This is a genomic window from Pseudomonas eucalypticola (assembly GCF_013374995.1).
Classification (GTDB): domain Bacteria; phylum Pseudomonadota; class Gammaproteobacteria; order Pseudomonadales; family Pseudomonadaceae; genus Aquipseudomonas; species Aquipseudomonas eucalypticola.
Genome location: NZ_CP056030.1, coordinates 5,834,075 through 5,847,463 on the forward strand (window position 1 = coordinate 5,834,075; position 13,389 = coordinate 5,847,463).

Sequence of the window (13,389 nt, forward strand, 5' to 3'; positions counted from 1 at the left end):
GCTCCACGTATCGAGCGAGGTGACGTCATGAGTATTTTTAGCCACTTCCAACAGCGTTTCGAGTCCACTCGTCAGGAAGAACTCTCGCTGCAGGAGTATCTGGAGCTCTGCAAAAAGGATCGCAGTGCCTACGCTTCTGCCGCCGAACGCATTCTGATGGCAATCGGGGAGCCGGAATTGCTCGACACGTCGACCAATTCACGGCTGTCACGGATCTTCTCCAACAAGGTGATCCGCCGTTATCCGGCCTTCGAAGACTTCCACGGCATGGAGGAGTGCATCGACCAGATCGTGTCCTACTTCCGCCATGCCGCCCAGGGTCTGGAAGAGAAGAAACAGATCCTCTACCTGCTGGGCCCGGTGGGCGGCGGTAAATCGTCCCTCGCCGAAAAGCTCAAGCAACTGATCGAGAAGGTACCGTTCTACGCCATCAAAGGCTCGCCGGTGTTCGAATCGCCCCTCGGGCTGTTCAACGCTACCGAGGACGGCGCCATCCTGGAAGAGGACTTCGGCATCCCGCGCCGCTACCTCAACACCATCATGTCGCCGTGGGCGACCAAGCGCCTTGCCGAGTTCGGCGGCGACATCAGCCAGTTCCGCGTGGTCAAGCTGTACCCTTCCATCCTCAACCAGATCGCCGTGGCCAAGACCGAGCCGGGCGACGAGAACAACCAGGACATCTCTGCCCTGGTGGGTAAAGTCGACATCCGCAAGCTCGAGGAATACCCACAGAACGACGCCGATGCCTACAGCTACTCGGGCGCGCTGTGCCGGGCCAACCAGGGCCTGATGGAATTCGTCGAGATGTTCAAGGCGCCGATCAAGGTCCTGCACCCGTTGCTCACCGCCACCCAGGAAGGCAACTACAACAGTACCGAAGGCCTGGGTGCCATTCCCTACTCCGGGATCCTGCTGGCCCACTCCAACGAATCGGAATGGCACAGCTTCCGCAACAACAAGAACAACGAAGCGTTCATCGACCGGATCTACATCGTCAAGGTGCCTTACTGCCTGCGCGTCAGCGACGAAATCAAGATCTACGACAAGTTGCTGTTCAACAGCTCCCTGTCCAAGGCCCATTGCGCTCCCGACACGCTCAAGATGCTGGCCCAGTTCACCGTGCTCTCGCGTCTCAAGGAGCCGGAAAACTCCAACATCTACTCGAAGATGCGGGTCTATGACGGCGAAAATCTGAAGGACACCGATCCCAAGGCCAAGTCGATCCAGGAATACCGCGACAGCGCCGGCGTGGACGAGGGCATGAACGGCCTGTCTACCCGCTTTGCGTTCAAGATCCTGTCCAAGGTGTTCAACTTCGACCCGCACGAAATCGCTGCCAACCCGGTGCACCTGCTGTATGTGCTGGAACAGCAGATCGAGCAGGAACAATTCCCCGCCGAGGTGCGCGAACGCTACCTGCGCTACCTGAAGGAATACCTGGCGCCGCGCTACATCGAGTTCATCGGCAAGGAAATCCAGACCGCGTACCTGGAGTCCTACAGCGAGTACGGACAGAACATCTTCGACCGCTATGTGCTGTACGCCGACTTCTGGATTCAGGACCAGGAATACCGCGACCCGGAAACCGGCGAGATCCTCAACCGGGTGGCACTCAACGAAGAACTGGAGAAAATCGAGAAACCGGCGGGCATCAGCAACCCGAAAGATTTCCGCAACGAAATCGTCAACTTCGTGCTGCGCGCCCGGGCCAACAACAATGGCAAGAACCCCACCTGGCTCAGCTACGAGAAGCTGCGGGTGGTCATCGAGAAGAAAATGTTCTCCAACACCGAGGACCTGCTTCCGGTCATCAGCTTCAACGCCAAGGCCAGCAAAGAGGACCAGCAGAAACACAACGACTTCGTTACGCGAATGGTCGAACGCGGGTACACCGACAAACAGGTACGGCTGCTCTCCGAGTGGTACCTGCGGGTCAGAAAGTCGCAGTGAAGCAGCGGTAAGCGGTGAGCTGCAAGCGGCAAGCTGTTGGCGCTGGTCGTTGCGACTGCGTCGGCCGCTTGGCTTGCAGCGCACGGCTTTTGACTTGCGGCTTGCAGCTTAAGGCTTGCAGCTGCCCGGAGGGCCTATGAGCTATGTGATCGACCGACGCCTGAATGGCAAGAACAAGAGCACGGTGAACCGCCAGCGCTTCCTGCGGCGTTACCGTGACCACATCAAGAAGGCGGTGGAGGAGGCAGTCAGCCGCCGCTCCATCACTGACATGGAACACGGCGAACAGATCAGCATTCCTGGCCGCGATATCGACGAGCCGGTGCTGCACCATGGCCGCGGCGGCAAACAGACCGTCGTACACCCTGGCAACAAGGAGTTCACCGCGGGTGAACACATCGCCCGGCCACAAGGGGGCGGTGGCGGCGGCAAAGGGCCTGGCAAGGCGGGCAATTCCGGCGAAGGCATGGACGAGTTCGTGTTCCAGATCACCCAGGAGGAATTCCTGGAGTTCATGTTCGAAGACCTCGAACTGCCCAACCTGGTCAAGCGCAACCTCAGCGGCACGGACACCTTCAAGACCGTGCGCGCGGGTATCAGTAACGAGGGCAACCCCTCGCGCATCAACATCATTCGTACCCTGCGCTCAGCCCATGCGCGGCGCATCGCCCTGTCGGGCAGCAGCCGCGCCAAACTCAAGGAAGCCAAGGCCGAACTTGAGCGCCTGCGCCGGGAAGAACCGGACAACTTCGGCGATATCCAGGAAATGGAGACGGAAATCGAGCGTCTCAGCGCCCGCATTCATCGCGTCCCCTTCCTCGACACTTTCGACCTCAAATACAACCTGCTGGTCAAGCACCCCAACCCCAGCTCGAAGGCGGTGATGTTCTGCCTCATGGACGTGTCAGGGTCCATGACCCAGGCCACCAAGGACATCGCCAAGCGCTTCTTCATCCTGTTGTACCTGTTCCTCAAGCGCAACTACGACAAGATCGAAGTCGTGTTCATTCGCCACCACACCAGTGCCCGCGAAGTCGACGAGGAGGAATTCTTCTACTCCCGCGAAACCGGCGGCACCATCGTCTCCAGCGCGTTGAAGCTGATGCAGGAGATCATGGCTGAACGGTATCCCACCAACGAATGGAACATCTACGCCGCCCAGGCCTCGGACGGTGACAACTGGAACGACGATTCGCCCATCTGCCGCGAAATCCTGACCAAGCAGATCATGCCGTTCGTCCAGTACTACACCTACGTGGAGATCACTCCACGCGAACATCAGGCATTGTGGTTCGAGTACGAGCGCATTGGCGAAGCCTTCGCCGACACGTTCGCCCAGCAGCAGCTGGTGTCGGCCGGGGATATCTACCCGGTCTTCCGTGAACTCTTCCAGCGCAGGTTAGTGACATGACCGCTAGAGAGCAGAAACGCCAACCCCTGTCCACGGGCTCCGAGTGGACCTTCGAACTGATCCAGGCCTACGACCGGGAAATCAGCCGGATTGCCGAGCGTTACGCGCTGGATACCTACCCCAACCAGATAGAAGTGATTACCGCCGAACAGATGATGGATGCCTACGCCTCGGTGGGGATGCCCCTGGGCTACCATCACTGGTCCTACGGCAAACATTTCTTGAGCACGGAGAAATCCTACACCCGGGGCCAGATGGGCCTGGCGTACGAGATCGTCATCAACTCCGACCCTTGCATCGCCTACCTGATGGAAGAGAACACCATCTGCATGCAGGCGCTGGTGGTGGCCCACGCCTGCTACGGGCACAACAGCTTCTTCAAGGGCAACTACCTGTTCCGCACCTGGACCGATGCCAGCTCCATCATCGACTACCTGGTGTTTGCCAAGCAGTACATCATGCAGTGCGAAGAGCGCCATGGCATCGACGCCGTGGAAGACCTGCTGGACTCCTGCCACGCGCTGATGAACTACGGCGTGGACCGCTACAAGCGCCCCTACCCTATCTCCGCCGAAGAGGAACGGCGGCGGCAGAAGGATCGCGAAGAGCACATGCAGAAGCAGATCAACGACCTGTGGCGCACCATCCCCAAGAGCGCCGACAAGAACAGCGAACGCGACAATGCACGCTTTCCGGCCGAACCCCAGGAGAACATTCTCTACTTCATCGAGAAACACGCGCCGCTGCTGGAGCCCTGGCAGCGTGAAATCGTGCGCATCGTGCGCAAGATCGCCCAGTACTTCTACCCGCAACGCCAGACCCAGGTGATGAACGAAGGGTGGGCCACGTTCTGGCACTACACCTTGATGAATGACCTGTACGACGAGGGCCTGGTCACCGACGGCTTCATGATGGAGTTCCTGCAGTCGCACACCAGCGTGGTGTTCCAGCCGGGTTTCGACAGCCCTTACTACAACGGCATCAACCCCTACGCCCTGGGCTTTGCCATGTACCGCGACATTCGGCGCATGTGCGAAGAACCTACCGAAGAGGATCGCCGCTGGTTCCCCGAAATTGCTGGCAGCGATTGGCTTTCCACTGTCAAATTCGCCATGACCAGCTTCAAGGATGAAAGCTTCATCCTGCAGTACCTGTCACCCAAGGTCATCCGCGACCTGAAGCTGTTCAGCATCATGGACGACGACCAGCGCGATGACCTGCTGGTACCGGCCATCCATGACGAAGGTGGCTACCGCATCATCCGCGAAACCCTGGCCGCCCAGTACAACCTGGGCAACCGTGAACCCAATGTGCAGATCTGGAGCATCGACCGCCGCGGTGATCGCTCGCTGACCCTGCGCCACCAACAGCACGACCGCAAGCCGCTGGGCGAATCCACTGATGAGGTACTCAAGCACCTGCATCGGCTGTGGGGCTTCGATATCCATCTGGAAACCCTGCAGGGCGACCAGGTCATGAAGACTCACCACGTCCCCCCAAAGACGGAACACAGCGAAGGTGACTACGGGCGCCTTGACCTCGCTGTTGTTCACCTCTAACCAAGGCACCGAGCCTCCCTGGGCCATACAGGTTATCCTGTGCGGCCCCAGGAGGTTTTTTTCATGCAGATTTTCAAAGTCGGCGGCGCCGTTCGCGACCGTCTTCTCGGCCAGGCCGTCACTGATATCGACTGGGTGGTGGTGGGTGCCACCACCGAGCAAATGCACGCGCTGGGCTACCGTCCGGTAGGCGCCGACTTCCCTGTGTTCCTGCACCCGCGCACTGGTGAGGAATATGCGCTGGCACGTACCGAGCGCAAAAGCGGGCGTGGCTATGGTGGGTTCGTGTTCCATGCCAGTCCCGACGTGACCCTGGAAGAAGACCTGGTTCGCCGCGACCTCACCATCAACGCAATGGCCGAGGATGACCACGGTAATGTGGTCGATCCGTACCACGGCCAAGCGGACCTCGAAGCTCGGCTATTGCGTCACGTTTCCCCGGCGTTCGCCGAAGATCCCTTGCGGGTGTTACGCGTGGCGCGGTTTGCCGCCCGCTACGCGGGGCTAGGTTTCAAGGTAGCCTCCGAGACCCTGCTGCTGATGCGCCAGCTCAGTGAGTCCGGTGAACTGCAGGCACTGACACCGGAGCGCAGTTGGAAGGAAATATCCCGCGCCCTCATGGAGGAGCAACCTCAGGTATTCATCCAGGTACTGCACGACTGCGGCGCGCTGGAGATATTGATGCCTGAAGTGGCCAGCGGTGGCGAGCGCCGCCTTTTCGCGCTCCAACAGGCTGCCCGGCACAATCAGCCGCTGACCGTGCGTTGGGCTTGTCTGGTACAGGGGTTGGGCAAGGCCATCAACGAACGCTTCAAGGTGCCACGTGACTGCCAGGAGCTGGCGATGCTGGTGGGGCAGCACCAGGGCGACGGCCACGGCGCGCTGGAACTGGCGCCTGAGCGGCTGCTGGAGTTGCTACAGCGTTTCGACGTATATCGCCGGCCGCAGCGCTTTGAGGAGTTCATCATGGCCTGTGCCATGGCGGCGGGCGAGCAGGGTTATCCACAGGGCGACTACCTGCGGGGCGCCGCGGATGCTGCACGCGCGGTGGCGGTGAAACCGCTGGTGGAGGCAGGTTTAACTGGCCAGCAGCTGGGCGAAGCCCTGAAGGCCGAACGCCTGAAGGCCTTGCAGGCCTTCAAAGCAAAGGCCTGAAACGCCCCCCCGCTGTGGCGCTTGAGTCAAATCCGCGTGAGTTGCACGCCGCGCCACTGGAACGGCACAGGGGCCAACACCTGGTCGATCTGCGCCTGCGCCCACAGCTCGGCCATGGGCTTGCCCACGCCAGGGTGCACCACGTCAGGCGCTATCAACGCCAGCGGCCACAGCACGAAGGCATTCTTGAGAATCTCCGCTCGTGGCAACACCAAACCGTCGAAGTTGCCTGCCAGCTCACCGTACATCAGCACATCGATGTCCAGCGGCAAGCCCTTGCGCTCCGGCGCATAGCGGCCATTGTCGGCCTCGATGAACTTCAGGCGCCGGTCCAGCTCGGTCAACGGCAGGTCGGTCAGCGCGCTGACCACCAGGTTGTAGAACGGCCCGCTCTTGATACCCACCGGCTGGCTTTCGAACACCGCCGAACAGTGCATGTCGGTCAGAAACCCGGCGAGGGCATCGAGCCCCGCGCAGAGGTGGGCTTCACGGTCGACGTTACTGCCCAGGCCAAGGTAAATCCGCGTCAGCGACATCCGCGCTCGATCTCCACGCCAACGCCCTTGGCCGCCGCGACGGCGCCAGGCTTGGTCAATTTCAAGTGCAGCCAGGGAATGTTGAACTCGCCCATCAGCACCTGCGCCAGGCGCTCGGCAAAGGTTTCCACCAGCTGGAACTGGCTGTCCTGGGCAAATGCCTGGATGCGCGTGGAAACGCTGGCGTAGTCCAGCGCCAGGCTCAGGTCGTCGCCCGCAGCGGCCGGGCGGTTGTCCCAGGCAAAACTCAGGTCAAGACGCAGGCACTGGCGGATGCCACGCTCCCAGTCATAGGCACCGATCACGGTGTCCACTTCCAGGCCCTCGATAAACACTCTGTCCAAGCACTTCTCTCCGCAGCACGACAAGGGCGCAATGCGCCGTTAGAATCAGGGGCGTCCTCGCCCGGAATAGTTAGCATGTTTTGGTTACTGGCGGTTCTCGCCTACCTGCTCGGCTCGCTGTCCTTCGCCATTGTGCTTAGCCGCGCGACCGGCAACCCCGACCCGCGCATGAGCGGTTCCGGCAACGCCGGCGCGACCAACATGCTGCGCCTGGCTGGGCGCAAGCTCGCCATCCTCACCCTGCTGGGCGACGTGTGCAAGGGCTTGCTGCCGGTGCTGGTAGCGCGACTGGCCGGGCTGGACCTGCAGGAACAGGCCTGGGTAGGCCTGAGTGCTGTCATCGGCCACATGTTCCCCCTGTACTTCCGTTTCCGGGGCGGCAAAGGCGTGGCCACTGCCGCCGGCATGATCCTGGCCCTGTACCCGCCCGCCGCCCTGTTGGCGGTGGCGGCATGGGGACTGACGTTCTACCTCACCCGCACCAGCTCCCTGGCCTCGCTGATCGCCACACCCCTGACCCTGCCGTTGCTGGCGTGGCAGGAGCCCCAGGCGCTGCTGCCCATGAGCGTGCTCACCCTGCTCATCGTCTGGCGCCACCGCGGCAATCTACGCGACCTGTTCGCCGGGCGCGAACGGCATTTCTGAAAGCCGCCCATGAGCCGCGCTCAGCTTACAGCGCCGGCAACTGCTCCATTGGCCAGCGGGCCTGCACGGTGATCGCCAGGTCTTCATGCTGGCCTGCGAGCAAGCGCTGGCAGCCGGCGTAGGCGATCATCGCGCCATTGTCGGTGCAGAACTGCGGGCGCGCATAGAACACCTTGCCCTTGAATTCGCCCAGCATGCTGTCCAGCGACTCGCGCAGGGCCTTGTTGGCGCTGACGCCCCCAGCGATGACCAGGCGCTTGAGGCCGGTCTGCTTGAGGGCCCGGCGGCACTTGATGGTCAGCGTGTCGACCACGGCCTGCTGGAAGGCCAGGGAGATGTCGCAACGGGTCTGATCGGTGTCGTCTCCGGCCGCCTGGCACTGCTGCCAGGTGTTCAGGGCCGAGGTCTTCAGGCCGCTGAAGCTGAACGTCAGGCCAGGGCGATCGGTCATGGGCCGCGGAAAGGTGAAACGCCCCGACACGCCCTGGGCGGCCAGGCGCGCGATTTCCGGGCCACCGGGGTAATTCAGGCCGATCATCTTCGCGGTCTTGTCGAACGCTTCGCCAGCCGCATCATCCAGGGTCTCGCCCAGCAGCTCGTACTGGCCTATGCCGTCGACCCGAACCAGCTGGGTATGGCCGCCGGACACCAACAAGGCGACGAACGGAAACTCGGGGGGTTGTTCTTCCAGCATGGGTGCCAGAAGATGCCCCTCCATGTGGTGCACGCCCAGCGCCGGAATGCCCCAGGCAAACGCCAGCGCCTGGGCGCACGAAGCCCCCACCAGCAGCGCGCCCACCAGGCCGGGACCGGCGGTGTAGGCAATGGCGTCGATCTCGGTGGCCACGCAGTCGGCTTCGGCCAGCACCTGACGGATCAAGGGCAGCATGCGCTTGACGTGGTCGCGCGAAGCCAGCTCCGGTACCACGCCACCGTAGACGCGGTGCAGGTCGATCTGGCTGAACAGCGCCTCGGCCAACAGGCCGCGTTCGCTGTCATAAAGGGCGACGCCGGTTTCGTCGCAGGATGTTTCCAATCCCAGTACTAACATGGGTCATGGCCTTGTTGAGGCTGAATTCGAAGGCGCGCATGATAGTCGCCACTTGGTGCCCCGGCCAGCGGTTTTCGATCAGAGGCTTTGCATTCCGGGCTGCTAAGGGTTAACATCCGCAACCCTTAAAAACCGACGTACTTCAGCGCATGTTTTTTGCCATTGGCACGTCGATCCCGGTAATGAATGAAGGTAGCTCTAGATGCCAGCCGTCAAAGTTAAAGAGAACGAACCCTTCGACGTAGCTCTGCGTCGTTTCAAGCGCTCCTGCGAAAAAGCCGGTGTACTGGCTGAAGTTCGTAGCCGCGAATTTTACGAGAAGCCGACTTCCGAGCGTAAGCGCAAAGCAGCTGCTGCTGTTAAGCGTCACGCCAAGAAAGTTCAGCGCGAACAGCGCCGCGCCGTTCGTCTGTACTAATACAGACTGCGTCGCAAGCTTCTGCCTTGCCCGGCCCACAGCCGGGCTGCCGGCAGTTGTTGCTGTTGCAAGAGCCGTTGTTGCAACACCCCGTTCAGGTACTGCCCGAACGGATGCCGAGGTTGCCTTGCGCACCGAAGCAAACCTGCCTGAAACGTCAGAGCTGGCCTCATCGCCAGAGTGCACGTCAGAACTGACGAGCCTTCACGGGCTGCAGACGAGCACACCCCCTTTTTTCCTGTTTCAACGTCCCGCTTCGATACCAGCCACGGCTGATCGGAAGCGACGCCGTTTCCGACAAACAAACAGGACCGCAAAGGGCAACAGCACCCTCTGCACCCAGTTACACTGCACAGCAGCTTTCTAGCCAGATGATGAGAGAGCCATGGCCGGGCTGATTCCCCAAAGCTTCATTGACGACCTTCTGAACCGCACCGACATCGTCGATGTGGTGACTTCGCGCGTGCAAATGAAGAAGGCGGGCAAAAACTACTCTGCCTGCTGCCCGTTCCACAAGGAAAAGACCCCATCGTTCACCGTCAGCCCCGACAAGCAGTTCTACTACTGCTTTGGCTGCGGCGCTGGGGGCAACGCCCTCGGCTTCATCATGGACCACGACAACCTGGACTTCCCCCAGGCCGTGGAGGAACTGGCCAAGGCCGCTGGCATGGAAGTGCCGCGCGAGGACAGCGGGCGCGGGCACAAGCCCCGCCAGCCCACCGACTCGCCGCTGTACCCGCTGCTGACGGCCGCGGCCGAGTTCTACCGCCAGGCGCTCAAGAGCCACCCGTCGCGGCGCGCCGCGGTGGAGTACCTCAAGGGCCGCGGCCTGTCGGGGGAAATTGCCCGGGATTTCGGCCTGGGCTTCGCCCCGCCCGGCTGGGACAACCTGTACAAGCACCTGGCCAGCGACAGCCTGCAGCAGAAAGTCATGATCGATGCCGGGCTGCTGATCGAGAACGCCGAGTCCGGGAAGCGCTACGACCGGTTCCGCGACCGGGTGATGTTCCCCATCCGCGACAGCCGCGGCCGGGTGATCGCCTTTGGTGGCCGGGTACTGGGCGACGACAAGCCCAAGTACCTGAACTCGCCGGAAACCCCGGTGTTTCACAAGGGCCAGGAACTGTATGGCCTGTTCGAGGCCCGCAAGCACAACCGCAACCTCGATGAGATCATCGTGGTGGAAGGCTACATGGACGTCATCGCACTGGCCCAGCAAGGCCTACGCAATGCCGTGGCAACCCTGGGCACGGCCACCAGCGAGGAACACCTCAAGCGCCTGTTCCGGGTGGTACCCAGCGTGCTGTTCTGCTTCGACGGCGACCAGGCCGGCCGCAATGCCGCCTGGCGCGCCCTGGAAGCCACGTTGCCCAGCCTGCAGGACGGGCGCAAGGCGCGCTTCCTGTTCCTGCCTGAAGGCGAGGACCCGGACACCTTGGTACGGGCCGAGGGCACCGACGCTTTCAAGGCAAGGATCAACCAGCATGCCCAGCCGCTGGCCGACTATTTCTTCCAGCAACTGACGGAAGAAGCCGACCCACGGTCGCTGGAAGGCAAGGCCCACATGGCCACCCTGGCGGCGCCACTGATCGACAAGGTACCCGGGGCGAACCTGCGTACCCTGATGCGCAATCGCCTCAGCGAGATCACCGGCCTGAGCGGCGAAGCCGTGCAGCAGCTGGCCAGCAGCGCGCCCGCCGTCGCACAGCCGCAGCCCAGCTATGACCCGGGCTTCGATTACGACTCGGTGCCTGACTTCACGCCCGACTACAGCGACTTTCACCAGCAACATGCCCCCCAGGAGTTCCAGCCGCAACAGCAGGCCTGGACACCGAACAAGGGCGGCGGCAAGAAGAAATGGGACGGCAACAAGGACTGGAAAGGCAAGGGCGGGCGCAATTTCGAGCCGCGGGTGCCACCGCGGGTGCCGACATCGGTGGAACCACCGACCCTCAGTGCCCTGCGCACCCTGCTGCACCACCCCCAATTGGCGGGAAAGGTCGAGAGCACCAGCCATTTTGCCGACGAAGAACACCTGTACTCACAGCTGCTGGTGGCCCTGCTCGAAGCCTTGCAGAAGAATCCTAAGCTACGCTCTTTACAGCTGATCGCACGTTGGCACGGCACCGAACAAGGTCGCCTGCTACGCGTGCTGGCAGAGAAAGAATGGCTGATCGAGGCCGATAACCTTGAACAGCAGTTTTTCGACACCATAACTAGCTTGACCGCTCGCCAACGCGAACGGAGCCTGGAACGTCTGCTTCTCAAGGCCAGGCAAGGTGAATTGAGCGATGAGGAGAAAAATCAGCTTCTCCAGCTGTTAACTCGCAATGTTCACGCACAAACCCCGACCTCAACTGGCGCGTGAGGTCCTAGCTCGGGTATAATCCTCGGCTTGTTTTTTGCCCGCCAAGACCTTCAGTGGATAGGGTGTTATGTCCGGAAAAGCGCAACAGCAGTCTCGCATCAAAGAGTTGATCACCCGCGGTCGTGAGCAGGGCTACCTGACTTACGCGGAGGTCAACGACCACCTGCCAGAGGATATTTCAGATCCGGAGCAGGTGGAAGACATCATCCGCATGATCAACGACATGGGGATCAACGTATTCGAGAGTGCTCCGGATGCGGATGCCCTTTTGTTGGCCGAAGCCGATACCGACGAAGCAGCGGCTGAAGAAGCTGCCGCAGCGTTGGCGGCCGTGGAAACCGACATTGGTCGCACCACCGACCCAGTGCGCATGTACATGCGTGAAATGGGCACGGTCGAGCTGCTGACCCGTGAAGGCGAAATCGAAATCGCCAAACGCATCGAGGAAGGCATCCGTGAAGTGATGGGCGCTATCGCGCACTTCCCTGGCACGGTCAGCTACATCCTCGGCGAATACGATCGCGTCACCAGCGAAGGTGGCCGCCTGTCCGACGTTCTGAGCGGTTATATCGACCCGGACGACGGCATTGCGCCGCCGGCCGAAGTGCCGCCGCCCATCGACACCAAGGCACCGGCCAAGGCCGAGTCCGACGATGACGACGAGGAAAGCGACGGCGGTGACGACGAGGAAGAGGCCGAAAGCGGTCCGGACCCGGTCGTCGCGGCGCAGCGTTTCGGTGCAGTCTCCGAACAACTGGAAATCACGCTCAAGGCGCTGAAGAAGCACGGTCGCGACAGCAAGCAAGGCATTGCCGAGATGCTGGCCCTGTCCGAGCTGTTCATGCCGATCAAGCTGGTACCCAAGCAGTTCGAAGTACTGGTCGAGAAAGTGCGTGGCGCCCTGGACCGTCTGCGTCAGCAGGAACGCGCCATCATGCAGCTGTGCGTGCGTGATGCCCGCATGCCACGTGCCGACTTCCTGCGCCTGTTCCCGAGCAACGAAGTCGACATGACCTGGGCCGGTGACCTGGCCAAGCGCAGCACCAAGTGGGCTGAAGCCCTGGGCCGCCTGAACGCCGACATCGTGCGCTGCCAGCAGAAGCTGGTGGACCTCGAAGCCGAGACTGGGCTGACCATCCTTGAAATCAAGGACATCAACCGTCGCATGTCGATCGGCGAGGCCAAGGCCCGTCGCGCGAAGAAAGAGATGGTCGAGGCCAACCTGCGTCTGGTGATCTCGATCGCCAAGAAGTACACCAACCGCGGCCTGCAGTTCCTCGACCTGATCCAGGAAGGCAACATCGGCCTGATGAAGGCGGTGGACAAGTTCGAATACCGTCGCGGGTACAAGTTCTCGACGTACGCCACCTGGTGGATCCGTCAGGCCATTACCCGCTCGATCGCCGACCAGGCGCGCACCATCCGTATCCCGGTGCACATGATCGAGACGATCAACAAGCTCAACCGCATTTCCCGGCAGATGCTGCAGGAAATGGGTCGTGAACCGACCCCGGAAGAGCTGGGCGAGCGCATGGAAATGCCTGAGGACAAGATCCGCAAGGTACTGAAGATCGCCAAAGAGCCGATCTCCATGGAAACGCCGATCGGTGACGACGAAGATTCGCATCTGGGCGACTTCATCGAAGACTCCACCATGCAATCGCCTATCGACGTGGCGACCGTGGAAAGTCTGAAGGAAGCCACCCGCGAAGTACTCGGCGGCCTGACCGCACGCGAAGCCAAGGTGCTGCGCATGCGTTTCGGCATCGACATGAATACCGACCATACGCTGGAAGAGGTCGGTAAGCAGTTCGATGTAACCCGTGAGCGTATTCGTCAGATCGAAGCCAAGGCGCTGCGCAAGCTGCGCCACCCGACGCGAAGCGAACATTTGCGTTCGTTCCTCGACGAGTGATACCAGAACCCCCGGCCCTGCCGGGGGTTCTGCTTTC

The 13,389-nt window shown here is 61.5% G+C and carries 11 protein-coding genes; 8 read left to right on the top strand and 3 right to left on the bottom strand.

Annotated elements, in window-relative coordinates:
• Positions 1-27 precede the first annotated feature (27 nt).
• The 4 genes from HWQ56_RS26210 (at position 28) to HWQ56_RS26225 (ending at position 6,075) form a co-directional block, all read left to right on the top strand.
• Positions 28-1,950, top strand: coding sequence for a PrkA family serine protein kinase (locus HWQ56_RS26210; RefSeq protein ID WP_158153224.1), 1,923 nt, complete (start codon positions 28-30; stop codon positions 1,948-1,950).
• A gap of 136 nt (positions 1,951-2,086) precedes the next feature.
• A complete protein-coding gene (locus HWQ56_RS26215) occupies positions 2,087-3,361 on the top strand; it encodes a YeaH/YhbH family protein (protein ID WP_158153222.1) in 1,275 nt (424 codons plus the stop codon).
• A complete protein-coding gene (locus HWQ56_RS26220) occupies positions 3,358-4,920 on the top strand; it encodes a SpoVR family protein (RefSeq protein WP_158153220.1) in 1,563 nt (520 codons plus the stop codon). The genes HWQ56_RS26215 and HWQ56_RS26220 overlap by 4 nt, the downstream gene beginning before the upstream one ends.
• 63 nt (positions 4,921-4,983) lie before the next feature.
• On the top strand, positions 4,984-6,075 hold the full coding sequence (locus HWQ56_RS26225; protein WP_176572093.1) for a tRNA nucleotidyltransferase/poly(A) polymerase-related protein: 1,092 nt from the start codon (positions 4,984-4,986) through the stop codon (positions 6,073-6,075).
• A 26-nt stretch (positions 6,076-6,101) separates the two neighbouring features.
• On the opposite strand, the gene folK is transcribed toward HWQ56_RS26225, so the two are convergent.
• Positions 6,102-6,611 (bottom strand): 2-amino-4-hydroxy-6-hydroxymethyldihydropteridine diphosphokinase, encoded by a 510-nt coding sequence (gene folK / locus HWQ56_RS26230; protein ID WP_176572094.1) that lies wholly within the window; start codon positions 6,609-6,611, stop codon positions 6,102-6,104.
• Positions 6,602-6,955, bottom strand: a complete 354-nt coding sequence (gene folB / locus HWQ56_RS26235) for a dihydroneopterin aldolase (protein ID WP_158153215.1) — start codon at positions 6,953-6,955, stop codon at positions 6,602-6,604. Before folB ends, folK begins: the two co-directional genes overlap by 10 nt.
• Positions 6,956-7,030: 75 nt before the next feature.
• On the opposite strand from folB, the gene plsY reads away from it, so the two are divergent.
• The gene (gene plsY, locus HWQ56_RS26240; RefSeq protein ID WP_176572095.1) at positions 7,031-7,600 is read left to right on the top strand and encodes a glycerol-3-phosphate 1-O-acyltransferase PlsY; all 570 of its coding nucleotides are present in this window, start codon (positions 7,031-7,033) and stop codon (positions 7,598-7,600) included.
• 25 nt (positions 7,601-7,625) lie between these two features.
• On the opposite strand, the gene tsaD is transcribed toward plsY, so the two are convergent.
• A complete protein-coding gene (tsaD, locus tag HWQ56_RS26245; RefSeq protein ID WP_158153211.1) occupies positions 7,626-8,651 on the bottom strand; it encodes a tRNA (adenosine(37)-N6)-threonylcarbamoyltransferase complex transferase subunit TsaD in 1,026 nt (341 codons plus the stop codon).
• A 202-nt stretch (positions 8,652-8,853) separates the two neighbouring features.
• Between tsaD and rpsU the strand changes: the two genes are divergently transcribed.
• The 3 genes from rpsU to rpoD all read left to right on the top strand — a co-directional run bounded on the left by rpsU (position 8,854) and on the right by rpoD (position 13,352).
• Positions 8,854-9,069 (top strand): 30S ribosomal protein S21, encoded by a 216-nt coding sequence (gene rpsU, locus HWQ56_RS26250; RefSeq protein WP_002551877.1) that lies wholly within the window; start codon positions 8,854-8,856, stop codon positions 9,067-9,069.
• 385 nt (positions 9,070-9,454) lie between these two features.
• Positions 9,455-11,437, top strand: coding sequence for a DNA primase (dnaG, locus tag HWQ56_RS26255; protein WP_158153209.1), 1,983 nt, complete (start codon positions 9,455-9,457; stop codon positions 11,435-11,437).
• A 67-nt stretch (positions 11,438-11,504) separates the two neighbouring features.
• Positions 11,505-13,352: an RNA polymerase sigma factor RpoD gene (rpoD, locus tag HWQ56_RS26260; RefSeq protein ID WP_158153207.1), complete on the top strand. Its 1,848-nt coding sequence runs from the start codon at positions 11,505-11,507 to the stop codon at positions 13,350-13,352.
• Positions 13,353-13,389 lie beyond the last annotated feature (37 nt).

Excerpts from the sequence above, each read along its gene's own strand:
- rpsU (WP_002551877.1), top strand. The coding sequence starts at position 8,854 with ATGCCAGCCGTCAAAGTTAAAGAGAACGAACCCTTCGACGTAGCTCTG.
- HWQ56_RS26225 (WP_176572093.1), top strand. The coding sequence starts at position 4,984 with ATGCAGATTTTCAAAGTCGGCGGCGCCGTTCGCGACCGTCTTCTCGGC.
- rpoD (WP_158153207.1), top strand. The coding sequence starts at position 11,505 with ATGTCCGGAAAAGCGCAACAGCAGTCTCGCATCAAAGAGTTGATCACC.
- HWQ56_RS26220 (WP_158153220.1), top strand. The coding sequence starts at position 3,358 with ATGACCGCTAGAGAGCAGAAACGCCAACCCCTGTCCACGGGCTCCGAG.
- HWQ56_RS26215 (WP_158153222.1), top strand. The coding sequence starts at position 2,087 with ATGAGCTATGTGATCGACCGACGCCTGAATGGCAAGAACAAGAGCACG.
- tsaD (WP_158153211.1), bottom strand. The coding sequence starts at position 8,651 with ATGTTAGTACTGGGATTGGAAACATCCTGCGACGAAACCGGCGTCGCC.
- folK (WP_176572094.1), bottom strand. The coding sequence starts at position 6,611 with ATGTCGCTGACGCGGATTTACCTTGGCCTGGGCAGTAACGTCGACCGT.
- plsY (WP_176572095.1), top strand. The coding sequence starts at position 7,031 with ATGTTTTGGTTACTGGCGGTTCTCGCCTACCTGCTCGGCTCGCTGTCC.
- dnaG (WP_158153209.1), top strand. The coding sequence starts at position 9,455 with ATGGCCGGGCTGATTCCCCAAAGCTTCATTGACGACCTTCTGAACCGC.
- HWQ56_RS26210 (WP_158153224.1), top strand. The coding sequence starts at position 28 with ATGAGTATTTTTAGCCACTTCCAACAGCGTTTCGAGTCCACTCGTCAG.